Origin of the sequence: Microbacterium rhizophilum (assembly GCF_039605615.1) — a bacterium.
GTDB lineage: Bacteria > Actinomycetota > Actinomycetes > Actinomycetales > Microbacteriaceae > Microbacterium > Microbacterium rhizophilus.
This window is the reverse complement of the sequence record NZ_JBCNUN010000002.1, coordinates 207,208-230,720: the sequence shown is the minus strand read 5'-3', so window position 1 is coordinate 230,720 and position 23,513 is coordinate 207,208. Positions and strand designations below refer to the sequence as shown.

The 23,513-nt window shown below is 71.3% G+C and carries 22 protein-coding genes and 2 riboswitches; of the genes, 19 read left to right on the top strand and 3 right to left on the bottom strand.

Features of this window, described 5'->3' with window-relative positions:
• The first annotated feature begins 65 nt into the window (after positions 1 to 65).
• A riboswitch (glycine riboswitch) is annotated at positions 66 to 176 on the top strand.
• Positions 177 to 281, top strand: a riboswitch (glycine riboswitch).
• 40 nt (positions 282 to 321) lie between these two features.
• The 4 genes from gcvT to AAD528_RS05025 are packed head-to-tail and all read left to right on the top strand — an operon-like array spanning position 322 to position 5,277.
• Positions 322 to 1,440, top strand: a complete 1,119-nt coding sequence (gene gcvT, locus AAD528_RS05040; protein WP_345750957.1) for a glycine cleavage system aminomethyltransferase GcvT — start codon at positions 322 to 324, stop codon at positions 1,438 to 1,440.
• Positions 1,437 to 1,817 (top strand): glycine cleavage system protein GcvH, encoded by a 381-nt coding sequence (gene gcvH / locus AAD528_RS05035; RefSeq protein WP_345750956.1) that lies wholly within the window; start codon positions 1,437 to 1,439, stop codon positions 1,815 to 1,817. The genes gcvT and gcvH overlap by 4 nt, the downstream gene beginning before the upstream one ends.
• A 53-nt stretch (positions 1,818 to 1,870) precedes the next feature.
• Positions 1,871 to 4,678, top strand: coding sequence for an aminomethyl-transferring glycine dehydrogenase (gcvP, locus tag AAD528_RS05030; protein ID WP_375339592.1), 2,808 nt, complete (start codon positions 1,871 to 1,873; stop codon positions 4,676 to 4,678).
• A 14-nt stretch (positions 4,679 to 4,692) separates the two neighbouring features.
• Positions 4,693 to 5,277, top strand: coding sequence for a GNAT family N-acetyltransferase (locus AAD528_RS05025; protein ID WP_345750954.1), 585 nt, complete (start codon positions 4,693 to 4,695; stop codon positions 5,275 to 5,277).
• Between the two features lies 1 nt (position 5,278).
• Here AAD528_RS05025 and AAD528_RS05020 read toward each other — a convergent pair whose 3' ends face one another.
• Complete coding sequence (locus tag AAD528_RS05020; protein ID WP_345750953.1) at positions 5,279 to 5,863, bottom strand: hypothetical protein; 585 nt, start codon at positions 5,861 to 5,863, stop codon at positions 5,279 to 5,281.
• Between the two features lie 135 nt (positions 5,864 to 5,998).
• Positions 5,999 to 6,784: a CPBP family intramembrane glutamic endopeptidase gene (locus tag AAD528_RS05015; protein ID WP_345750952.1), complete on the bottom strand. Its 786-nt coding sequence runs from the start codon at positions 6,782 to 6,784 to the stop codon at positions 5,999 to 6,001.
• Positions 6,785 to 6,999: 215 nt separating this feature from the next.
• On the opposite strand from AAD528_RS05015, the gene AAD528_RS05010 reads away from it, so the two are divergent.
• The 13 genes from AAD528_RS05010 to AAD528_RS04950 all read left to right on the top strand — a co-directional run bounded on the left by AAD528_RS05010 (position 7,000) and on the right by AAD528_RS04950 (position 20,143).
• A complete protein-coding gene (locus AAD528_RS05010) occupies positions 7,000 to 8,631 on the top strand; it encodes a peptide ABC transporter substrate-binding protein (RefSeq protein WP_345750951.1) in 1,632 nt (543 codons plus the stop codon).
• Positions 8,632 to 8,832: 201 nt separating this feature from the next.
• Positions 8,833 to 9,762, top strand: coding sequence for an ABC transporter permease (locus AAD528_RS05005; protein ID WP_345750950.1), 930 nt, complete (start codon positions 8,833 to 8,835; stop codon positions 9,760 to 9,762).
• Positions 9,752 to 10,687, top strand: a complete 936-nt coding sequence (locus AAD528_RS05000) for an ABC transporter permease (protein WP_345750949.1) — start codon at positions 9,752 to 9,754, stop codon at positions 10,685 to 10,687. Before AAD528_RS05005 ends, AAD528_RS05000 begins: the two co-directional genes overlap by 11 nt.
• A gap of 17 nt (positions 10,688 to 10,704) precedes the next feature.
• Positions 10,705 to 12,402 (top strand): ABC transporter ATP-binding protein, encoded by a 1,698-nt coding sequence (locus AAD528_RS04995; protein ID WP_345751255.1) that lies wholly within the window; start codon positions 10,705 to 10,707, stop codon positions 12,400 to 12,402.
• Positions 12,403 to 12,404: 2 nt separating this feature from the next.
• Complete coding sequence (locus AAD528_RS04990; protein WP_345750948.1) at positions 12,405 to 12,983, top strand: hypothetical protein; 579 nt, start codon at positions 12,405 to 12,407, stop codon at positions 12,981 to 12,983.
• Positions 12,984 to 13,093: 110 nt separating this feature from the next.
• The gene (gene typA, locus AAD528_RS04985) at positions 13,094 to 15,007 is read left to right on the top strand and encodes a translational GTPase TypA (RefSeq protein WP_345750947.1); all 1,914 of its coding nucleotides are present in this window, start codon (positions 13,094 to 13,096) and stop codon (positions 15,005 to 15,007) included.
• Positions 15,008 to 15,138: 131 nt separating this feature from the next.
• Positions 15,139 to 15,606, top strand: a complete 468-nt coding sequence (locus AAD528_RS04980) for an NUDIX hydrolase (protein WP_345750946.1) — start codon at positions 15,139 to 15,141, stop codon at positions 15,604 to 15,606.
• A gap of 33 nt (positions 15,607 to 15,639) precedes the next feature.
• On the top strand, positions 15,640 to 16,434 hold the full coding sequence (locus tag AAD528_RS04975; RefSeq protein ID WP_375339589.1) for an AzlC family ABC transporter permease: 795 nt from the start codon (positions 15,640 to 15,642) through the stop codon (positions 16,432 to 16,434).
• Entirely contained in the window at positions 16,431 to 16,745 is a 315-nt protein-coding gene (locus AAD528_RS04970; protein ID WP_345750945.1) for an AzlD domain-containing protein, read from the top strand. Before AAD528_RS04975 ends, AAD528_RS04970 begins: the two co-directional genes overlap by 4 nt.
• Positions 16,746 to 16,754: 9 nt before the next feature.
• Complete coding sequence (locus tag AAD528_RS04965; RefSeq protein ID WP_345750944.1) at positions 16,755 to 17,201, top strand: histidinol dehydrogenase; 447 nt, start codon at positions 16,755 to 16,757, stop codon at positions 17,199 to 17,201.
• Entirely contained in the window at positions 17,198 to 17,524 is a 327-nt protein-coding gene (gene fdxA, locus AAD528_RS04960) for a ferredoxin (RefSeq protein WP_203138088.1), read from the top strand. Before AAD528_RS04965 ends, fdxA begins: the two co-directional genes overlap by 4 nt.
• A gap of 10 nt (positions 17,525 to 17,534) precedes the next feature.
• Entirely contained in the window at positions 17,535 to 18,644 is a 1,110-nt protein-coding gene (gene dapC, locus AAD528_RS04955; RefSeq protein ID WP_345750943.1) for a succinyldiaminopimelate transaminase, read from the top strand.
• A 200-nt stretch (positions 18,645 to 18,844) separates the two neighbouring features.
• Positions 18,845 to 20,143, top strand: a complete 1,299-nt coding sequence (locus AAD528_RS04950; protein ID WP_345750942.1) for a citrate synthase — start codon at positions 18,845 to 18,847, stop codon at positions 20,141 to 20,143.
• Positions 20,144 to 20,220: 77 nt separating this feature from the next.
• On the opposite strand, the gene dapD is transcribed toward AAD528_RS04950, so the two are convergent.
• Positions 20,221 to 21,168, bottom strand: coding sequence for a 2,3,4,5-tetrahydropyridine-2,6-dicarboxylate N-succinyltransferase (dapD, locus tag AAD528_RS04945; protein ID WP_345750941.1), 948 nt, complete (start codon positions 21,166 to 21,168; stop codon positions 20,221 to 20,223).
• A 76-nt stretch (positions 21,169 to 21,244) separates the two neighbouring features.
• On the opposite strand from dapD, the gene dapE reads away from it, so the two are divergent.
• Both dapE and AAD528_RS04935 read left to right on the top strand, forming a co-directional pair.
• Positions 21,245 to 22,318 carry a succinyl-diaminopimelate desuccinylase gene (gene dapE / locus AAD528_RS04940; RefSeq protein ID WP_345750940.1) on the top strand — a complete coding sequence of 358 codons (1,074 nt, stop codon included), beginning with the start codon at positions 21,245 to 21,247 and terminating at the stop codon, positions 22,316 to 22,318.
• Positions 22,300 to 23,511, top strand: coding sequence for a hypothetical protein (locus tag AAD528_RS04935; protein ID WP_345750939.1), 1,212 nt, complete (start codon positions 22,300 to 22,302; stop codon positions 23,509 to 23,511). The genes dapE and AAD528_RS04935 overlap by 19 nt, the downstream gene beginning before the upstream one ends.
• Positions 23,512 to 23,513: the final 2 nt, after the last annotated feature.

Here is a 23,513-nt window from a genome sequence, read left to right as displayed (position 1 = left end):
CCCGCGCGATATGCTGACCCCATCACGCGCGCATCCCTCGGCGCGGCACAACCGAATACGGCCCCATGACCCGCGCGGGAGAGTCGCCGGACGGATCCAGACGGATCCGGACGCGGCGACACCGAAGGAGCAAGCCTCCCCGCCAATCTCTCAGGTGCATGTACCGCGCGGATCGGGCCACTCTGAAAAGCGGAGCCCATGCTCCCGCCGACGGTGAAAGACGACAGCGCGCTCCCGCGTGCGGCCGCCGAAACTCTCAGGTCCATGACAGAGGGGGAGTTCTCCCGGGTCTCATCCGAGATCCGGGGCACAGGAGAACTCATGGACGCCCTCGACACCCATCCGGCGGAGGAGCCGCGCGAGTCGCCGTTGCGCGCCGAGCACGAGGCCCTCGGCGCCTCGTTCACGGACTTCGGCGGCTGGCTGATGCCGGTCCGCTACACGTCGGACCTCGCCGAGCACCACGCCGTGCGCCAGGCCGCCGGCCTGTTCGACATCTCGCACATGGGCGAGATCCTCGTGGAGGGCGCCGCGGCAGGGGAGTTCCTCGACCACGCGCTCGCCGGCGCGATCTCGGCCGTGCCCGTCGGGAAGGCGAAGTACACGATGATCCTCGCGCCCGACGGCGGCATCGTGGACGACCTCATCGTGTACCGGCTGCAGGACGAGGTGTTCCTCGTGATCGCGAACGCCGGCAACCGCGAGACGGTCGCGCGCGAGCTGACGCATCGCGTCGCGGGCTTCGACGCGACGGTCGAGGACCAGAGCGACGACTACGCGCTGATCGCGCTGCAGGGGCCGGCGGCCGAGCGGATCCTCGGCGCCGTCGCGGGCGTCTCCGACCAGTCGCCGTCGCTCGACGGCATCCGCAGCTACGCATGGGGATCGGCGTTCTTCGAGGGCGAGCCGCTGCTGATCGCCCGCACGGGCTACACGGGCGAGGACGGCTTCGAGCTGCTCCTGCCCGTCGGACGGGCCGTCGCGCTGTGGCGCGCGGTGCTCGCGGCGGGCGAGCCGCACGGCCTCGTGCCCGCGGGCCTCGCCGCGCGCGACACGCTGCGCCTGGAGGCCGGCATGCCGCTGTACGGCCACGAGCTCTCGCGGGACATCGTGCCCGCCCAGGCCGGGCTCGGGCGGGTGATCCCCCCGGGCAAGACCGGGTTCGTGGGCGCCCACGAGCCGCGTCCCGACGCCCGCGTCCTGATCGGCCTGACCGCCGAGGGACGCCGCGCGGGCCGCGCCGGCTACGGCGTGCACCGCGGCGACGAGCTCGTCGGCGAGATCACGAGCGGCGCGCTCAGCCCGACGCTCGGGCATCCCGTCGCCATGGCGTTCGTCGAGCCGAGCGCGGCCGACGCCACCGACCTGACCATCGACATCCGCGGCACGCGCATCCCGGCGTCCGTGGCCGCCCTGCCCTTCTACCGGAGGAACTCATGACCGATCTCAACGCCCTCAAGTACACCGCCGAGCACGAGTGGATCGCCGTGGACGGCGACGTCGCCACGGTCGGGATCACGGACTTCGCCGCGGATCAGCTGGGCGACGTCGTGTACGTCGACGTGCCGGCCGTCGGCACGATCGTCACCGCCGGGCAGGTCTTCGGCGAGATCGAGTCGACCAAGTCGGTCTCCGAGCTGTACGCGCCGGTCGACGGCGAGGTCATCGAGGTCAACGGCGACGTGGACGCCGACCCCGCGCTCGTGAACGCCGACGCGTTCGCGGCGTGGCTCGTCCGCGTGCGCATCACGGCCGAGCCCTCGGACCTGCTCGACCGCGAGGCGTACGTCGCGCTGACGGGCGGCGACGCCCAGTGAGCACCGACTACGCCGCGCGGCACATCGGCACGTCGGCCGCCGACCACGACGCGATGGCCGCGGCGATCGGCGTCCGGTCGGATCGCCGCCGCGCGCTCGAGCGCTTCATGGACGTGGCGGTGCCGCCCGTCATCCGCACCGGGTCGCCGAGGGGCGAGGGGCGGCTGCCGGAGGAGGGCGTCTCGGAGGCCGAGGCGCTCGCCGAGCTGCGCATCCTGGCCGCGAAGAACCGCGTGCTCACGCCCATGATCGGCCTGGGCTACAGCGACACGCTCACGCCGTCGGTGATCCAGCGCAACGTGCTCGAGAACTCGTCCTGGTACACCGCCTACACGCCGTACCAGCCGGAGATCTCGCAGGGGCGCCTGGAGGCGCTGCTGAACTTCCAGACCATGGTGGGCGACCTCACCGGGCTGCCCGTCGCGAACGCGTCGATGCTCGACGAGGCGACCGCCGGCGTCGAGGGCATGCTCCTGGCCCGCCGCGCGGTGCGGGGCGGCGGCGACGTCTTCGTCGTCGACGCCGACGCGCTGCCGCAGACCAAGGCAGTGCTCGCCGTCCGGGCCGAGGCCGTCGGCATCGAGCTCGTCGAGCTCGACCTCGCGGGCGGCGCCGCTCTTCCGGAGGGGATCTTCGGCGCGCTCATCCAGTACCCCGGGGCCTCCGGCCGGGTCTGGGACCCGTCGGGCGTGATCGACGCCGTGCACGTCGCGGGCGGCCAGGCGGTCGTCGCGGCGGACCTCATGGCCCTGACCCTCATCGCGTCGCCCGGATCGCTGGGCGCCGACGTCGTCGTGGGATCCACGCAGCGCTTCGGCGTGCCGCTCGGCTTCGGCGGCCCGCACGCCGGCTACATGGCCGTGCGCACGGGCCTCGAACGCCAGCTCCCCGGGCGCCTGGTCGGCGTCTCGGTGGATGCCGAGGGGCGGCCCGCCTACCGGCTCGCGCTGCAGACGCGCGAGCAGCACATCCGCCGCGAGAAGGCCACCTCGAACATCTGCACGGCCCAGGTGCTGCTGGCCGTGATGGCGTCGATGTACGCGGTGTACCACGGGCCCGAGGGGCTCCGGACGCTCGCGACGGAGATCGCGACCAAGACCGCGCTGCTGCGCGACGCCCTCGCCGACGCGGGCGTCGAGATCCTGCATGACGCGTTCTTCGACACGCTGACGGCGCGCGTCCCGGGCCGCGCCGAGGAGCTCGTCGCCGCGGCGCACGAGCGCGGCGTGCTGCTGCACCGCGCGGACGCCGACACGATCGGCATCGCGGTCGGCGAGGCGACCACGACGGACGACCTGAAGCTCGTGATCGCGGCGTTCGGCGGGACGGCGCCGGAGGAGTTCGACGCCGCGCTCGACGTGCGCGGACTGCCCGACGGCCTCGTGCGCGAGGACGACTACCTCACGCATCCCGTGTTCCACACCCACCGCAGCGAGACAGCGATGATGCGGTACCTGAAGTCGCTCGCCGACAAGGACTACGCGCTCGACCGCGGCATGATCCCGCTGGGCTCGTGCACCATGAAGCTCAACGCGGCGACCGCGATGGCGTCGATCACGTGGCCCGAGTTCGGGCGCATCCACCCGTTCGCGCCGCGCGAGGACGTGCCTGGCTACCTCGAGATGATCGACCAGCTCGAGGCGTGGCTCGCCGACGTCACGGGCTACGACGCCGTGTCGCTGCAGCCGAACGCCGGATCGCAGGGCGAGCTCGCGGGGCTGCTCGCGATCCGCGGCTATCACCGCTCGCGCGGCGACGTGCAGCGCGACGTGTGCCTGATCCCGTCGTCCGCCCACGGCACCAACGCGGCCTCCGCCGTGCTGGCCGGCATGAAGGTCGTGGTCGTCGCGACCGGCGAGGGCGGCGACGTCGACCTCGCCGATCTGCGCGCCAAGATCGAGGCGCACGCCGACACGCTCGCCGCGCTCATGATCACGTACCCGTCGACGCACGGCGTCTACGAGCACGACGTGCGCGAGGTCACCGCCGCCGTGCACGCCGCCGGCGGCCAGGTGTACATCGACGGCGCCAACCTCAACGCGCTCGTCGGGCACGCCCGCTTCGGCGACCTGGGTGGCGACGTGTCGCACCTGAACCTGCACAAGACGTTCGCGATCCCGCACGGCGGCGGCGGCCCGGGCGTCGGCCCGGTCGCGGCCAAGGCGCACCTGGCGCCGTTCCTGCCGTCGCACGCGTTCGCGCAGGGCGACGCGCACGCGGAGGGCATCGGCCCGGTCTCGGCCGCGCCGTACGGGTCGGCCGGCATCCTGCCGATCACGTGGTCGTACATCCGGATGATGGGACGCGAGGGCCTCACGGAGGCCACGAGCGCGGCGGTGCTGGCCGCGAACTACGTCGCCGCGCGGCTGAAGGACCACTACCCGGTGCTGTACACGGGCGAGGACGGGCTCGTCGCGCACGAGTGCATCCTGGATCTGCGTCCGCTGCGGGAGCGCACCGGCATCACGGTCGACGACGTCGCCAAGCGCCTGATCGACTACGGCTTCCACGCCCCGACGATGTCGTTCCCGGTCGCGGGCACGCTCATGGTCGAGCCGACCGAGTCGGAGGACCTCGCCGAGCTCGACCGATTCGTGGACGCGATGATCGCGATCCACGACGAGGCCGAGCAGGTCGCTGCGGGGCGGTGGCCGGCCGACGACAACCCGCTCGTGAACGCGCCGCACACGGCCGCCGCCGCGATCGCGACGGACTGGGCGCACCCGTACCCGCGTGAGCTCGCGGTCTACCCGACGGGCTCCGTCGCCGGGAAGTACTGGCCGCCGGTGCGCCGCGTCGACCAGGCCTACGGCGACCGCCACCTGGTGTGCGCGTGCCCGCCGATCGAGGCCTTCGCCTGAGTAGGTTGGCATTCGTGAGCTACGCCGACACCCCGCTGCTGCAGAACGACGTCGTGCGGCTGGAGCCGCTGTCGCAGAGCCATCGCGACGACCTCGCCGAGGCCGTGGGGGACCTGTGGCGCACGTGGTACACGCGGATCCCGTCGCCCGACGGCATGGCCGGCGAGATCGACCGCCGCCTGGCACGGCAGGCCGAGGGCGGGATGGCGCCGTGGGCGGTCGTCGACGCGCGCACGGGACGCGCGGTCGGCATGACCACGTTCATGGCGATCGACGAGGCCAACCGGCGGCTCGAGATCGGATCCACGTGGCTCGGCCCCGCGGCCCAGGGCGCGGGCATCAACCCCGCCGCGAAGCTGCTGCTGCTCGAGCGCGCCTTCGAGCAGCTCGACTGCCTCGCGATCGAGCTGCGCACGCACTGGCACAACCACCAGTCGCGCGCCGCGATCGCTCGGCTCGGGGCGAAGCAGGACGGCATCCTGCGCAGTCACACGATCATGCCGGACGGCACCGTGCGCGACACCGTGGTGTTCTCGATCCTGAACACGGAGTGGCCCTCGGTGCGCGCCGGGCTGGCGCACCGGATCGCGACGCGCTGAGTCAGGCGGCCGCCGAGAGGTGCTCGGGGCCGAGCGCCCGGGCCAGCTCGACCAGCTCGCCGTGGCCCGTGCGCTCGGCGACGGCCTCGGCGGCCTCAAGCAGCTCGGCCTTGGAGCACAGCGGCGGCTCGTCGTACAGATCGTGCGGTCCGGAGCCGGGGCGGATCGCCGCGCGCAGCAGCGCGAGCGCGTCGTCGTAGTCGAGCAGCACGGCCATGTCGAGCACGGTCTGCACGGGCGACGTCACGCGCAGGCCGAAGCGCTCGACCACGGCGCCCACGCCCGAGTCGGCGTGCGCGACGAGGCCCTCGGCGCCGGCCGGGGCGCGCAGCACGTGCACGTCGCCACGGGCGTCTTCCGGCAGCGGCAGACGGAACAGCGCCGCCGCCGAATGCGCGGCGAAGACAGCGTCCGGATGCGTCAGCGACGCCGCGTAGATGCGGGCCAGGACGCGGTCGGCGGGGGAGAGGCCACGCCATCGCCGGGCGGGCAGGTACACGCCCGGCCGGACGTCGACTACGGCGCCCTTCGCGACGGCGCGCTCGAGCCGCGACAGCCAGCCGTTCTGGCGGGCTTCCTCGGCCACCAGGAGTCCGAACGCATGTCCGGAACGACGAGCGAGCATGAACATGCGCTCAGATTCCCCCACCTGCGGCGGATCCGGGTGCGCCACGCGGACGATCGCGCGGAATCGGCGGCTGACCGGGCCTGGGGCCGAGGATCAGAACAGGTCGGGGAACGCGGATGCCGCGAGCGGGTAGCCGACGAACGCGATCACGTCGATCACGGCGTGCGCCACGACGAGGGGCATGAGCCGTCCCCAGCGCCGATAGCACCAGCCGAACACGAGGCCCATCGCGACGTTGCCGAGGATCGCACCGAAGCCCTGGTACGCGTGATAGGCGCCGCGCAGGAGAGCCGCGCTCAGGATGATCCGCCACGGGCCCCAGCCCAGACGGGAGAGCCGGTCGCCGAGGTAGCCGATAACGACGACCTCCTCGACGAGTCCTGCGCGCAGCGCCGACAGCACGAGCAGGGGGACCGTCCACCAGTCGAGGGCGCCGGGGGAGGCCTCGACGGCCACGGTCACGCCGAGCACGCGCCCCGCGGCGTACACCGCGAGACCCGGGATCCCGACCGCCGCCACGAGCGCGACGCCGCGCAGTGCGTCGCCGCCGAACCGCGAGAAGTCGAGCCCGAGCCGGCGCAGCACGGCGCGTCCCGGATCCCAGAGCAGGTACAGCACGAGCGCCACGAGCGCGAGGTCGAACAAGACGTCGAGGAGGCGGTACAGGACGTCCCACACGAGGGCGGCGTCGAGTGGCGTGTTCAGCTGCGCGGACTGCTCGGAGAGGGGGCGCGAGTCCAGCAGGCGGCGCACCAGGGCCAGGACGGCGTAGAGCGCGGACTGCCCCACCGTGACCGCGAGGACGAGCAGGATCTCGACGCGCACGCGCGCCCGGGCGGACACCGGAACGGCGGGCGGAAACGGCTCGGTCGCATTCACCCGGCAAGACTGCCACAGCCCCCCTCGGACGTAACCTGCGCGAAACGCCGAGGCGGTCCGACAGAATGCCCAGTCGGGCGCGCCCGCTGTAAAGGCTATGTAACGGTTGTGCGCAACATTTGGGTCAGTCCGTCAAGCGGCCTAGAGTCATCGCTATCGCCCAGACGTCCACCCGACACGGGCATCACCCATCCCTTCCCCAGGAGGAACCTCTAGTGAAGCGCAACAAGATCGCCCTGGCGGGCATCACGCTGCTCGGTGCGAGCAGCCTGCTCCTCGCCGGCTGTGCGACCGGCGGCGGCGAGACCACCGGCAGCGAGACGCCGGCCGAGGGCTCGTCGACTGCTGTCATCACCACCAACGGCTCCGAGCCCCAGAACCCGCTGATCCCGACTCACACGAACGAGACCGGCGGCGGCAAGATCATCGACTCGATCTTCGCGGGCCTGATCTCGTACGAGGCCGACGGCTCGGTCGTCAACGACGTCGCCGAGAACATCACGGTCGACTCGCCGACGGAGCTGACCGTCAAGATCCGCGACGGCCTGACGTTCACCGACGGCACGCCGGTGCAGGCCCACAACTTCATCGACGCGTGGAACTACGGCGCCAAGCTGTCGAACGCTCAGAACGCCTCGTACTTCTTCGAGGACATCGAGGGCTTCAGCTGGGACGAGGACTCCGAGCTCACCGGTCTGAAGGAGGTCGACGACCTCACCTTCACGATCACGCTGAACAAGCCGGCGTCCGACTTCTCGCAGCGCCTCGGCTACTCCGCCTTCTTCCCGCTCCCGGACGCCGCGTTCGAGGACATGGAGGCGTTCGGCCAGAACCCGATCGGCAACGGCCCCTACAAGCTCGACGGCGAGGGCGCGTGGCAGCACGACGTCCGCATCGACCTGACGGTCAACGAGGACTACGACGGCCCGCGCAAGCCGAAGAACGGCGGCCTGGACATCGTCTTCTACGCGACTCAGGACGCGGCGTACGCCGACCTGCAGTCGGGCAACGTCGACGTGATCGACGGCATCCCGAGCTCGGCCCTGGAGACCTACGAGTCCGACCTGGGCGACCGCTGGGTCAACCAGCCGGCCGCGATCTTCCAGTCGATCACCATCCCCGAGTGGCAGGAGGGCTTCGCCACCGACGAGGAGGGCCGCCTGCGCCGCGCCGCGATCTCGCACTCGATCAACCGCGAGGAGATCACGGACGTCGTCTTCAAGGGCACCCGCACCCCGGCGACCGACTACACCTCGCCCGTCATCGACGGCTGGAGCGACTCGGTCCCCGGCAGCGAGGTCCTCGAGTACGACCCCGAGCTCGCCAAGGAGCTGTGGGCCGAGGCCGAGGCCATCAAGCCGTACGAGGGTGAGTTCACCATCGCCTACAACGCCGACGGCGACCACCAGACGTGGGTCGACGCGGTCGCGAACTCGATCTCGAACACGCTGGGCATCGACGCGAAGGGCAACCCCTTCCCGGACTTCGCCACGTACCTCGACGCGCGTGACCAGGAGCAGGTCGGCGCCTTCCGTGCCGGCTGGCAGGCCGACTACCCGGGCCTGTACAACTTCCTCGGCCCGCTGTACGCGACGGGCGCCGGCTCGAACGACGGCAAGTACTCGAGCGAGGAGTTCGACTCGCTGATCGCCGAGGGCATCAGCACGACGGACACCGAGGAGGCCAACACCAAGTTCCAGGAGGCGCAGACGGTGCTGTTCACCGACCTGCCCGCCATCCCGCTGTGGTACTCGAACGTGAACGGCGGCTGGGCTGAGGGCGTCGAGAACGTCGAGTTCGGCTGGAACTCCGTGCCGATCTACAGCGAGATCACCAAGGCCGAGTAAGACGGTCAGGGAGGCTTCTCCCACCCGCGAGGCGGTGGCGTCATGCGCCACCGCCTCGCACCATGTTCGATCGGCCTCTCACACCGTGCTCTCAGGATCACGGGCAGAGGATTGGCCGCTGAGGGCGCCCGGATCCCGGGGCCCTCTTCCGTGTGTCGACACCCGATCACGACGCACTGAGTCCCCGGAAGGAGGGGGAGGATGGCCACCTACATCCTCAGACGGATCCTGCAGGTGATCCCCGTTTTCATCGGCGCCACCGCGCTGATCTACTTCATGGTGTTCGGCATGCCCGGCGATCCGATCGCGGCGCTGTTCGGCGACAAGCAGCCGCCGGAGGCCGTGCTCGAGCAGATCCGCGCGCGGTACATGCTGGACCAGCCGCTCGTCGTGCAGTACTTCCACTACCTGATGGGCATCCTGCGCTTCGACTTCGGCACGACCTTCTCGGGTCAGAGCGTGATCGAGATCCTCGGTCGCACGTTCCCCGTGACTCTGCGCCTCGCCGTGCTCGCCATCCTGATCTCGTTCGTGCTGTCGATCGTGATCGGCGCCACGTCCGCCCTCTTCAAGGGCACGTGGTACGACCACTTCCAGCTGGTCGTCGCGCTCATCTTCATCGCGGTGCCGATCTTCGTGCTGTGCTTCGTCGCGCAGTACTTCCTCGCGGTGCAGCTCGGCTGGTTCAAGCCGACCGTGGGCGCGCAGAACGGCTGGGGCGACCTGTGGCTGCCGTCCCTCGTCCTGGGCTTCAGCGTCTACGCCGCGAGCATGCGCCTCACGCGCTCGTCCATGATCGAGTCGCTCGGCCAGGACTGGGTGCGCACGGCGTACTCCAAGGGCCTCTCGCGCGGCCGCGTCATCCCCGTGCACGTGCTGCGCAACTCCCTCATCCCGATGGTCACCGACACCGCCACGAACTTCGGCATCCTCATGGTCGGCGCGACCGTGACCGAGGGCATCTTCAACGTGCCGGGCGTGGGCAACACGCTGTACCAGGCGATCATCCGGCACGAGACGCCGACCGTCGTGTCGTTCGTGACGGTCTTCGTGGTCGTGTACGTGCTCGTCAACCTGGTCGTCGATCTGCTCTACGGCCTGCTCGACCCGAGGATCCGCTATGTCAAGTAACGCCACTCACTACGTCGCTCCCATCAAGACGGACCTCGTCGTCGACGCCGTCCGACTGGGTGAGAAGAAGAGCAACCTCTGGCTGGACGCGTGGCGGGACCTCCGTCGCCGGCCGCTGTTCTGGATCTCGGTCGTCCTGTGCGTCGTGATCGTGGTCGTGTCGGTCTGGCCCTCGATGTTCACGTCGGTCCCGCCGGCCGGCCAGGGCGCCTGCTTCCTGGACAAGTCGAACGCGGGACCCGAGTCCGGTCACCCGCTGGGATTCACCCGACTGGGCTGCGACGTGTGGTCGCGCCTCGTGTACGGCACGCGCGTGTCGCTGGCGATCGGCATCATGGCCACCGTCATCGGCACGGTCATCGGCGTGATCATGGGCGCCCTCGCGGCGTTCTACGGAGGCTTCCTCGACTCGCTGCTGTCGCGCATCGGCGACATCTTCTTCACGATCCCCTACATCGTCGCGGCGATCGTCGTCATGACGGTGCTGAAGGAGTACCGCAACGAGTTCGTGCTCGCGCTCGCCATCGGCGGGTTCTCGTGGGCCTCGACCGCGCGCATTATGCGCGCCGAGGTGCTGCGGGTGAAGCAGGCCGACTTCGTGATGGCCTCGATCTCGCTCGGGCTGTCGCGCTTCCGCACGCTGCTCGTGCACGTGATGCCCAACGCGCTCGCGCCGATCATCGTCATCGCGACGATCAGCCTCGGCCAGGCGATCGTGGCGGAGGCCACGCTGTCGTTCCTCGGCGTCGGCCTCGGCGGCGTCTCGTGGGGCGCCGACATCAGCCAGGCGCAGACGTCGATCCGCACCTCGCCGATGTCGCTGTTCTGGCCGTCGCTCGCGCTGACGGTCACCGTGCTCGCGTTCGTCACGCTCGGAGAGCTGCTGCGCGACGCGCTCGACCCGAAGGCGAGGGCGCAGCGATGAGCGCGTCCGACGTCTCGATGACGCGCGCCGAGCTGCGCGCGGCCGCGAAGGAGAACACCGTGTCCGAGCCGCTTCTGAAGATCCGCGACCTCAAGGTGTCGTTCGGCACCGGCAAGAACGCCCGCGAGGTGCTGCACGGCGTGGATCTGGAGATCCACCCGGGCGAGACCGTCGCGATCGTCGGCGAGTCGGGATCCGGCAAGTCGACCACCGCGGCCGCGGTGATCGACCTGCTGCCCGGCACCGGCGCCGTGACCGGCGGCTCGATCCAGCTCGACGGCGTCGAGCTCACGACGGCCGGGCGCCGCGAGATGGAGCAGATCCGCGGACGCGAGATCGGCTACGTGCCGCAGGACCCGATGTCGAACCTCAACCCCGTGTGGTCGATCGGATTCCAGGTCGAGGAGGCGGTGCGCGCCAACGGCCTCGCGAGCGGCCGCAAGGAGGTGCGCGCCCGCGCGATCGAGGTGCTGCAGCAAGCGGGCCTCGCCGACGCCGAGCGGCGCCTGCACCAGTTCCCGCACCAGTTCTCGGGCGGCATGCGCCAGCGCGCGCTGATCGGCATCGGCCTCGCAGCCGACCCGAAGCTCCTGATCGCGGACGAGCCCACGAGCGCTCTGGACGTCACCGTCCAGCGCGTGATCCTGGATCACCTCGCCTCGCTCACGCGCGAGAAGGGCACCGCCGTGCTCTTCATCACGCACGACCTGGGCCTGGCCGCGGATCGCGCCGACCGGATCATCGTGATGAACCAGGGCGAGATCGTCGAGGCCGGCCCGAGCCGGATCATCCTGGAGAACCCGCAGCACCCCTACACGCAGCGCCTCGTCGCCGCGGCTCCCAGCCTCGCGTCGCAGCGCATCCAGGCGGTCGCGGAGGAGCGCGGCGTGGAGACCCTTGCGGACGTCGCGGACGCCCACCCGGTCGTCGAGGTGCGCGATCTCGTGAAGGACTACCGGATCCGCAAGGGCGGGTTCCGCAGCGAGCCCTTCCGTGCCGTCGACGGGGTCTCGTTCCAGATCCCGCGTGGCAAGACGCTCGCCCTCGTCGGCGAGTCGGGATCGGGCAAGTCGACCGTCGCGAAGATGGTGCTGCAGCTCGAGACCGCCACGAGCGGCCAGATCCTGGTCGACGGCAAGGACACCGCGACGCTGTCCGGCAAGGAGGTCTTCGGGCTCCGCAGTCGCATGCAGCCGGTGTTCCAGGACCCGTACGGGTCGCTCGACCCGCTGCGCAGCATCGGCCACCTGATCGCCGAGCCGCTCAAGGTGCACGGCGTGGGTGACGAGAAGTCCCGCCAGGCGCGTGTGTTCGAGCTGCTCGAGCAGGTCGCGCTGCCGCGCGAGCTCGCGTGGCGCTACCCGAACGAGCTGTCGGGCGGTCAGCGCCAGCGCATCGCGATCGCGCGCGCGCTCGCGCTCAAGCCGTCGATCGTCGTGCTCGACGAGGCGGTCTCGGCGCTCGACGTGCTCGTGCAGGACCAGATCCTGCAGCTGCTCGCCGAGCTGCAGTCGGAGCTGGGGCTGACGTACCTGTTCATCACGCATGACCTCGCCGTCGTGCGCGTCGCCGCCGACCTGGTGTGCGTCATGGAGCAGGGCCGCGTCGTGGAGCAGGGCACGGTCGACGAGATCTTCGCGTCGCCGAAGGAGGCGTACACGCAGCGCCTGCTCGACGCGATCCCCGGCGCCTCCGTGAACCTGGCCGGCCACTGACCGTGACCGACCGACCGCGCGTCCTCCGCGCGTCCACGGGCCTCGTCTGGCTCGTGGGCGTCGCGGCGGTCGCGCTGTTCCTGCTGGGCGACGTCGTGGTGCGGGGGAGCTGGGCCCAGGCCCTGCTGGTCGCGCCGTGGATGCTGATCCCGGTGTGGTTCGTGTACGTCTTCCTGTACGCGCCGCACCTCGCGGTGGACGAGGACCGCGTGCGCGTGCACAACCCGCTGCGGACGATCGACCTGCCGTGGTCGACCGTCGACGACGTCGTGATGCGCTGGCAGCTCGAGTTCCACCTCACGGCGGACGCCGCCGCGACGGGCGTCGGCGGCCGCAAGGGCATCGTGGAGTCCTGGGCCGTGACGCATCGCCGGCGCCGCGCCCGCCTCGACCGCCGCGCGATGCAGGCCGAGCGCACGGGCATGAGCTCGGATGCGACCCTCGAGGTGATCCGCGGCCTGCACGCATCGGTGGGCCGCCAGCCCGGCGCGCGTGCCTCGGCGTCGTGGGACATCCCGCCGCTCGTCGCGGCCGCCGCGATCGCGGCGTGGTGCGTCGCGGCCGTGCTCCTGGCGGGCTGATCGCGCCGATCCGGCGAAGACCGGCGTCCACACAGGGCCGGCATCCGCGCCCGCGGTAGTATCGAAGTGCCCGGCTCCGGGCCCTCTCTCTTCTCCGCAAAGGATCATCCATGGCGCGCGCCCTCCGCTCCGACCTCCGCAACGTCGCGATCGTCGCGCACGTCGACCACGGCAAGACCACTCTCGTGGACGCGATGCTGCGCCAGACGGGCTCGTTCGGCGAGCACGCGCACGTGGAAGAGCGCGCGATGGACTCGAACGACCTCGAGCGCGAGAAGGGCATCACGATCCTCGCCAAGAACACGGCGATCACGTACAAGGGCAAGCACACCGAGGCGCCGATCACGATCAACGTGATCGACACCCCCGGCCACGCCGACTTCGGCGGCGAGGTCGAGCGCGGGCTGTCGATGGTCGACGGCGTGGTGCTGCTGGTCGACGCGTCCGAGGGTCCGCTGCCGCAGACGCGCTTCGTGCTGCGCAAGGCGCTCGAGGCGAAGCTCCCGGTCATCCTGCTGGTGAACAAGACCGACCGCCCCGACGCCCGCATCGCCGAGGTCGAGGAGGAGGCGCACGACCTGCTGCTGGGTCTCGCGAGCGACCTGCAGGACGACGTGCCCGATCTCGACGTCGACGCGCTGCTCGACGTCCCCGTGGTCTACGCCTCGGGTCGCGCGGGCGCCGCGTCGCGTACGCGCCCGGCCAACGGCGACCTGCCGGACAACGACGACCTCGAGCCGCTGTTCGAGGCGATCCTCGAGCACGTCCCCGCCCCGGCCTACGACGACGAGGCGCCGCTGCAGGCGTGGGTCACCAACCTCGACTCGTCCTCCTTCCTCGGCCGCCTCGCGCTGCTGCGCGTCTTCAACGGCGAGCTGAAGAAGGGCCAGACGGTCGCCTGGGTGCGCCACGACGGCACGACGCAGAGCGCGCGCATCACCGAGCTGCTGATGACGAAGGCGCTCGACCGGTACCCGGCCGAGAAGGCCGGCCCCGGCGACATCGCCGTGATCGCCGGCTTCGAGGACATCATGATCGGCGAGACGATCGCCGACCCGAACGACGTGCGCCCGCTGCCGCTCATCACGGTCGACGAGCCGTCGATCTCGATGACGATCGGCACCAACACCTCGCCGCTGGTCGGCAAGGTCAAGGGCCACAAGCTCACCGCCCGCATGGTGAAGGAGCGCCTCGACCGCGAGCTCATCGGCAACGTGTCGATCCGCGTGAACGACATCGGCCGCCCCGACGCGTGGGAGGTGCAGGGCCGCGGCGAGCTGCAGCTGGCCATCCTGGTCGAGAACATGCGCCGCGAGGGCTTCGAGCTCACCGTCGGCAAGCCGCAGGTCGTCACGCGCAAGGGCGAGGACGGCAAGGTCCAGGAGCCCTTCGAGCACCTCACTATCGACGTGCCGGAGGAGCACCTCGGCGCCGTGACGCAGCTCATGGCGAACCGCAAGGGCCGCATGGACAACATGATCAACCACGGCACCGGCTGGATCCGCATGGAGTTCATCGTGCCGTCGCGCGGTCTCATCGGCTTCCGCACCGAGTTCCTCTCGATCACGCGCGGCACGGGTATCGCCAACGCGATCTCGCACGGCTACGACGACTGGGCCGGTCAGATCGTCGCGCGCCAGAACGGCTCGATCGTCGCCGACCGCTCGGGTGTCGTCACGCCCTTCGCGATCATCGGGCTGCAGGAGCGCATGTCGTTCTTCGTCCGCCCCACCGAGGAGGTCTACGAGGGCATGGTCGTGGGCGAGAACTCGCGCGCCGACGACATGGACGTGAACATCACCAAGGAGAAGAAGCTCACCAACATGCGCTCGGCGACCGCCGACTCCTTCGAGTCGATGACGCCGCCGCGCCTGCTGTCGCTCGAGGAGTCGCTCGAGTTCGCGCGCGAGGACGAGTGCGTCGAGGTCACGCCCGAGGCGGTGCGCATCCGCAAGGTCGTGCTGGACGCGACCGAGCGCGGCCGCGAGACGGCCCGCCGCAAGCGCCAGGACGCCAACGCCTGACCCGCGTCGCGCCGGGCGAGACCGCATCGCCCCGCCGAACCCGCATCGCCCCGCCGAGACAGCAGTGGTCACACGCTGTCTCGGCGGGGCATTGCCGTCTCGGCGCAGCGGGCATCCGTAGGCTGGGCTGCATGCCGACTCCCGACTTCGTCCTGGCCCTGCGCGCGAAGATCGGGACGGATCCGCTGTGGCTGAGCGGCGTGACCGCCGTGGTGCTTCGGGGCGACGAGGTGCTGCTGGTGCGGCGCGCGGACGACGGGCGGTTGACGCCCGTGACCGGGATCGTCGATCCGGGGGAGGAGCCCGCCGTCGCCGCCGAGCGCGAGGTGCTCGAGGAGGCCGGGATCGTGGCGGAGACCGAGGCGCTCGTGTGGGTGCACACGCTGCCGCCCATGCGGTACGACAACGGCGATCGGGCGCAGTACCTGGACATCGTGTTCCGGTGCCGGTACGTCTCGGGCGAGCCGCACCCCGCCGACGGCGAGAACACCGAGGCGCTCTGGCGGCGCCTGGACGATCTGGGCGACCTGAGCGCGGAGATGCGCGAGCGCATCCTGCAGGCGGCCACGGGCGGCGAGGTGGCCCGGTTCGAGCGGTGATCGCGGTCGCGGGGCGGCGGTAGCCTCGATCGGGTGAGTTCCTCCCGCGCGCCGCTGACCGCGGAGGAGCGCAGCGCCTGGAGAGACGGCATCGCCGTGTCGGTCGCGACGGGCGCATACGGCGTCTCGTTCGGCGCCCTGGCGGTGCTCGCGGGCCTGGACGTCTGGCAGGCGTGCGCGCTGAGCCTGCTGATGTTCACGGGCGGCTCGCAGTTCGCCTTCATCGGCGTGATCGCCTCGGGCGGCCTCGCCGCGGCGCCCTCGGCGATCGCGTCGGCCGTGCTGCTCGGGCTGCGCAACGTCGCCTACGCCGTGCGGATGAACCCGATCGTGGGGCTGTCGTGGTGGCGCCGGATCGCGGCGGCGCAGTTCACGATCGACGAGTCGACCGCCGTCGCGCTCGCGCACACCGAGCCGCGCGCGCGGCGCATCGGGTTCTGGGTCACGGGCCTGGGGATCTACCTCGGCTGGAACCTCGCGACCCTGGGCGGCGCCCTCCTCGGCGACGTGCTGGGCGACGTGCGGGCGTACGGCCTCGACGCCGCGGCCGCCGCCGCGTTCCTCGCGCTGCTGTGGCCGCGGCTGCGCTCGCGCCAGGCCATCGCCGTGGGCGTCGCCGCGGCGGTGGTCGCCGCCGCGCTCACGCCGTGGCTGATGCCCGGGCTGCCGGTGATGATCGCCGCGCTCGTGGCCATCGCGGTCGGCTGGTTCGACTGGCTCGGCGCGCGGAAGCCGACGGATCTGCACACGCTGAGCCCGAAGGATCCCCATCCGACGCAGGAACCGCGGATCGCGCAGGGGCCGCCGGCGGAGGAGGATCCGCGATGACGATGTGGACCGCGATCCTGATCGCCGCGATCGGGTGCGCCGTGCTGAAGCTCGCCGGCTACCTCACGCCGCCCGACTGGCTCGAGCGCGAGCGCCCCGCGCGCATCAGCGACCTGCTGACCGTGGCGCTCCTCGCCTCGCTCGTGGCCGTGCAGACGCTCGGGTCGGGCATGGCGGTCGTCGTCGACGCGCGCGTGCCGGCGATCCTCGTCGCGGGCGTGCTGCTGTGGCTCCGGGCGTCGTTCCTCGTCGTGGTGGTCGCCGCCGCGGCGGTGGCCGCCGTCCTGCGTCTGCTCGGCTGGGCCGCGTAGCCTGGGACGATGCGCGCCCCCTGGCCCACCCGGATCCTGCTCGCCGTGCTCGCCGTCGTCACGGGGGCGGTCTTCGGCGTCGCCGGCACGATCGCGCACGCCTACACGCTGGGCGTGCTGCCCGTCGGGCTGATCCTGGCGCTCCTGGGCTGCGCCGCCCTGCTGATCGGCCTGCGCCTGCTGGTCGAGGACCGGTGGATCACGTGGATCGCGGGACTGGCGATGCTCGCGACCCTGCTCGTGTTCTCGGGCAAGGGACCGGGCGGATCGGTCGTGGTGCCGCAGCCCGCGGATGGGCAGTTCCCGATCGGGATCGTCTGGACCTACGCGCTCACGGGCGTGGTGCTGCTCGTCGGCGCGTGGCCCGACCTGTCGCGGCTGCGCGCCGCGCCGGTCGCCGCACGACCCGGCGGCGCCGAGGCCGACTCCGCGGGGACGCGTAGACTCGATCCGTGACTTATGTGATCGCCCTTCCGTGTGTGGACGTCAAGGACCGCGCGTGCATCGACGAGTGCCCGGTCGACTGCATCTACGAGGGTGAGCGCAGCCTCTACATCCACCCGGACGAATGCGTCGACTGCGGTGCGTGCGAGCCGGTGTGCCCCGTCGAGGCGATCTACTACGAGGACGACCTGCCCGACGAGTGGCAGGACTACTACAAGGCCAACGTCGAGTTCTTCGACGAGATCGGATCCCCGGGCGGCGCCGCCAAGGTCGGCGTGATCCCCAAGGACCACCCGATCATCGCGGCCCTGCCCCCGCAGGGCGACGCCCACTGAGCGCGGCCTGATGTCGGTCCGCGACCTCGCCGACTACCCCTGGGACGCCGTCGCCCCGTACGCCGAGCGCGCCCGCGCGCACGCGGACGGGATCTGCGACCTGTCGATCGGATCGCCCGTCGATCCGACGCCCGAGGTCGTGCGCCGGGCGCTGGCCGAGGCGACCGACGCGCACGCGTACCCGCAGACGGTCGGCACTCCCCAGCTGCGCGAGGCGATCGTCGCGTGGTTCGCTCGCCGTCGCGGCGTGGCCGGCCTCGAGCCGCGCCACGTGCTGCCCACGATCGGCTCGAAGGAGCTCGTGGCGCTGCTGCCGACGCTGCTGGGCCTGGGGGAGGGCGACGTCGTCGTGCACCCGCGGGCCGCCTACCCGACCTACGAGGTCGGTGCGCGCGTGGCCGGCGCCACGCCGCTCGCGTCGGACGAGCCGGACGAGTGGCCCGAGGGCACGAAGCTGATCTGGATCAACTCGCCCGGCAACCCCGACGGCCGCGTGTGGGACGTCGAGGAGCTGCGCCGCGCCGTCGCGCGGGCGCGCGAGCTCGATGCCGTGATCGCGGGCGACGAGTGCTACGCCGAGCTCGGCTGGGACGCCCCGTGGGACGCCGAGCCGGTGCCGAGCATCCTGGATCCCCGCGTGATCGGCGACAGCCGCGCGAACGTCCTGAGCGTGTACTCGCTCAGCAAGCAGTCCAACCTCGCGGGCTACCGCGCCGCGTTCCTGGCCGGATGCGCGCGCATCGTGGGCGACCTGCTCACGGCCCGCAAGCACCTCGGCCTGATGCCGCCCGCGCCCGTCCAGCACGCCATGGCCGTGGCCCTCGCGGACGACGCGCACGTCGCCGAGCAGAAGGAGCGCTACCGCGCACGCCGCGACATCCTGCGCCCCGCCCTGGAGGCCGCGGGCTTCCGGATCGACCGCAGCGAGGCGGGCCTGTACCTCTGGGCGACCGAGGGCCGCGACGCGTGGGAGTCGATGGGACGCCTGGCCGATCTCGGCATCCTGGCGGGCCCCGGCGTGTTCTATGGGCCGTTCTTCCCGCAGCACGTGCGGCTCTCGCTGACCGCGAGCGACGACCGCATCGCGGCGGCCGCCGAACGGCTGCGCGCCGCATCCTGACCCGGATTCTGTCCGATCCGTCAACGGATCCGGCCGGACTTCGGCGGGTGTCACAGGTGACCTTCCCGGCCGATAGGCTGTACGAGGTGTTCCCGGCATACCGGGGCGCCGCCTAGCGGTGCGCCGGCGTGAACGACGACGGCGGGCCGTCTCCCCTTGACAGCGACACGATTCGCGACTGCATATCGCAAGGAGGCGCCGTGAGCGACGCGGGACAGCTGCCCGACAAGGCCACACTGACCATCGGTGACAAGACCGCCGAATTCCCGGTGCTGCCGGCGACCAACGGGGCGTCGAGCATCGACGTGTCCACCCTGACGCGCCAGACCGGCTACACGACGCTCGACTACGGCTTCGTGAACACCGCGGCGACCCAGTCGGACATCACGTACATCGACGGCGACAAGGGCATCCTGCGCTACCGCGGCTACCCGATCGACCAGCTCGCGACCAACTCGAGCTACCTCGAGGTCGCCTGGCTGCTGATCTACGGCGAGCTCCCCACGGCCGACCAGCTGGCCGAGTTCGACGACAAGATCCGTCACCACACGCTGCTGCACGAGGACCTGAAGGACCGCTTCTTCACGGCGCTGCCGCACACCGCGCACCCCATGGCCGTGCTCTCGTCCGGTGTCTCCGCGCTGTCGACGTACTACGAGAACGAGTCCGACCCGGACAACCCCGAGCACGTCGAGCTCAACATGATCCGCCTGCTCGCGAAGCTGCCGGTCATAGCGGCGTACGCGCACAAGAAGAGCGTCGGCCAGTCGTTCCTGTACCCCGACAACTCGCTGAGCTTCGTCGACAACTTCCTCAAGCTGAACTTCGGCGTCCGCAGCGAGGAGTACGAGGTCGACCCGGTGATGTCGCGCGCGCTCGAGCGCCTGCTGATCCTGCACGAGGACCACGAGCAGAACGCCTCGACCTCGACCGTGCGCCTCGTCGGCTCGACCGGCGCCGACCAGTTCGCCTCGATCTCGGCGGGCATCCACGCTCTGTCGGGCCCGCTGCACGGCGGCGCGAACGAGGCCGTCCTCACCATGCTCGGCCAGATCCAGGAGTCGGGTCAGGGCGTCAAGCGCTTCGTCGAGAAGGTGAAGAACAAGGAAGAGGGCGTGAAGCTGATGGGCTTCGGGCACCGGGTCTACAAGAACTACGACCCGCGCGCGACGATCGTCAAGCAGTCGGCCGACGAGGTGCTCGAGCAGCTCGGCGTGCACGACCCGCTGCTCGACCTCGCCAAGGAGCTCGAGGCCATCGCGCTGGAGGACGACTACTTCAAGGAGCGTCGCCTCTACCCGAACGTCGACTTCTACACCGGCGTGATCTACAAGGCGATGGGCTTCCCCACGCGCATGTTCACGGTGCTGTTCGCGATCGGCCGCCTGCCCGGCTGGCTCGCCCACTGGAGCGAGCTGCACCAGGACCCCAAGACCAAGATCGGTCGCCCGCAGCAGCTCTACACGGGCTCGCCGGAGCGCGGTTACCCCGGCGCCTGAGCGTCTTCACGCAGAACGGCCGCGACCCTGAGGGGTTGCGGCCGTTCCGCCGTTTCAGGATCGTCTCGCGTGCGAGGCTAATGAAGCATCGCGTTGAGCGTGACCCCGACGCCGGAGCGGCGGCGGGCCTCGATGGCGCCCGTGAGCGAGTTGCGGATGTAGAGAAGGCCGCTCGAGCCCGACAGCTGCGCGCCCTTCGCGACGCGCGGCGATCCGTCCTCCGCCGGCTCCTCGTCGACCAGCAGGATCTTCGTCCCGGCCGTGATGTACAGGCCCGCCTCCACGACGCAGTCGTCGCCGATCGAGATGCCGACGCCCGCGTTGGCGCCCAGCAGCGACCGCTCGCCGAACGAGACGCGGTGCCGGCCGCCGCCCGAGAGCGTGCCCATGATCGAGGATCCGCCGCCGATGTCCGAGCCGTCGCCGACCACGACGCCCTGCGAGATCCGGCCCTCGATCATCGAGGAGCCGAGTGTGCCGGCGTTGAAGTTCACGAAGCCCTCGTGCATCACGGTGGTGCCGGGGGACAGGTATGCGCCCAGGCGCACGCGCGACGCGTCGGCGATCCGGACGCCCTCCGGGGCGACGTAGTCGGTCAGGCGCGGGAACTTGTCGAGGGAGACGATCTGCACGCCGTCGCGCTGCAGGTAGGGCCGCAGACGGATCGCGTCGTCCGGGTGCATGGGCCCGGCGTTCGTCCACGCGACGGTCGGCAGGTGCGAGAACACCCCGTCGAGGTTCAGCTCGTTGGGGCGCACGAGGCGGTGCGACAGCGCGTGGAGGCGCAGGTAGGCGTCCGGGGTCGATGCCGGGGCGACGTCGAGGTCGATCTCGAGGGTCACGACCTCGACCGAGACGTTGCGGCGGTCGTCGGGGGCCGCCAGCCGGTCGAGGCTCTCGACCTCGTCGGCGAGATCCCCGGCACGGCCCGTCCTCGGCGACGGGAACCAGGTGTCCAGCACGGTGCCGTCCGCGGCCACCGTCGCGAGTCCGACTCCCGAGATCCAGCGCTGCTCGTCCGTCATGGAATCCAGCCTAGGGCGTGGGCCGGTGGCCCCGTGCGGACCGGATCGCGGGCGCTCGGAACAATAGGGTTGAGCCATGGCTCTCGACCTCACCGCGTCCTCGCCCGACCTCACCCGCGCGATCTGCGACATCCCGAGCGTGTCGGACGACGAGCGGGCGCTGGCCGACGCGATCGAGGCCGCGATCGCGCCGCTCGCGCATCTCGACGTGCATCGAGACGGCGACACGATCGTCGCGCGCACCGACCTGGGCCGGGCCCAGCGCGTCGTGATCGCCGGGCACATCGACACCGTGCCGATCAACGACAACGTGCCCACGCGCGACCTCGAGATCGACGGCGAGCCGTTCATCTGGGGCCGGGGCACGGTCGACATGAAGGCCGGCGTCGCGGTGCAGCTGAAGCTCGCGGCCGAGCTCGCGGATCCCGCGGTCGACATCACGTGGATCTGGTACGACCACGAGGAGGTCGCCGCGGAGCACAGCGGCCTCACGCGGCTCGCGGTTCACCGTCCCGACCTGTTCGCCGGCGACTTCGCGATCCTCGGCGAGCCCACGGCGGGCGTCGTGGAGGGCGGCTGCAACGGCACGCTGCGCGCCGTCGTGCGCACCCACGGCGTGCGCTCGCACAGCGCGCGGGCCTGGATCGGCGAGAACGCGATCCACCGGGCGGCGCCCATCCTGGCCCGGCTCGCGGAGCACCGGCCGCGCACCATCACGGTCGACGGCCTCGACTACCGGGAGGGCCTGAACGCCGTGAAGATCACCGGAGGGGTCGCGGGCAACGTGATCCCCGACCTGTGCGAGGTCGAGGTGAACTTCCGGTTCGCTCCCAGCCGCTCGGAGGACGACGCGGTCGCGCACGTGCGCAAGGTGTTCGAGGGCTTCGAAGTCGAGATCACCGATCTCTCGGGCGGCGCGCGTCCGGGGCTCGATGCACCGCTCGCCCAGGAGTTCGTGCGCGCCGTGGGCGGCACGCCCAAGCCGAAGTACGGCTGGACCGACGTCGCGCGGTTCTCGAAGCTCGGCGTGCCGGCGGTGAACTACGGCCCGGGCGATCCGCTGCTCGCGCATCACGACGAGGAGCGCGTGGCGGTCTCGCAGATCGAGGAGGTCGAGCGAGGGCTCCGGGCGTGGCTCACCACCCCCTGACCCGGACGGCGCGGGCCGGCGCCGCGTGGCGCGCGTGGCCCGTGGCGACGCACATCGCCGCGATCTACGTCCTGGCGCGTCTCGCGACCACCGCGATCCTGCTGCTCGTCGCGGCGTCCTCGCCCGCCGACTCGCGGTTCGGCGCCGATCCCACGCTCGCGGACTACGTGCTCGGGTGGGACGCGCAGTGGTACTGGACCGTGGCGTTCGCCGGCTACCCGAGCGAGCTGCCCGTAGGCGAGAACGGCGTCGCGGGGGAGAACGCGTGGGCGTTCATGCCGGTGTACGCGCACCTCGCGAACCTCGCCGGATTCGGATCGTGGGGCGTCGGCGCGCTGATCGTCTCGCTGGTCGCCGGGTACGTCGCGTGCCTCGCGCTGCACGCGCTGCTGCGGCGCCGCATCGACGAGAGCGCCGCGACGTGGGCGGTCGTGCTGTTCGCGAACGCGCCGCTGGCCGCGCTGTTCCAGGTCGGCTACGCGGAGTCGCTGTTCCTCGCGCTGCTGATGTGCGCCCTCCTCGCACTGAGCGCGCGGCGCTGGGGGTGGCTGTATCTCCTGATCCCGCTCATGGGCTACACGCGCCCCGGCGTGCTCGCGTTCGCGCTGCTGCTGGGGCTCTACGGCATCCACCGCCGGCTGCGCCGCCGCGACGACCCGCTGCCGGCGCGCGAGGTCGGGCACATCCTGGCGCTCGGCGCCCTCGCCGTGGTCGTCGGGTTCTCGTGGCAGGTGCTGGCCGGGATCGCGACGGGCGTCCCGGACGCGTACCTGCAGACGGAGCTCGCCTGGCGGCGCGGCTGGATCCCCGACATCGACGCGTTCGTGCCGTTCGAGGGATGGATCCGCGCCGCGCCGTTCTGGGCGTCGCTGTGGGGGCTGCCCGAGTGGGTCGGCTCCGTCCTGCTGGGGATGCTGATCGCGGGCGCCGCGGCGGCGCTGTTCGCGCCGTCGGTGCGTCGCCTCGGACCGGAGGTGCGCCTGTGGGCGGCGAGCTATCTGCTGTACCTGCTGGCGGTGTTCTTCCCGCAGTCGAGCACGTTCCGCCTGCTCGTGCCCCTGTCCCCGCTGTGGGGCGCGGCGCCGCGGTCGCGGTGGGGGCGCGGGATCGTCCTGGTGCTGTGCCTGGCGGGCCAGTGGCTGTGGATCGCCGCCATGTACGGCAGCGGGAATACCTACTGGCAGGTGCCCTGACT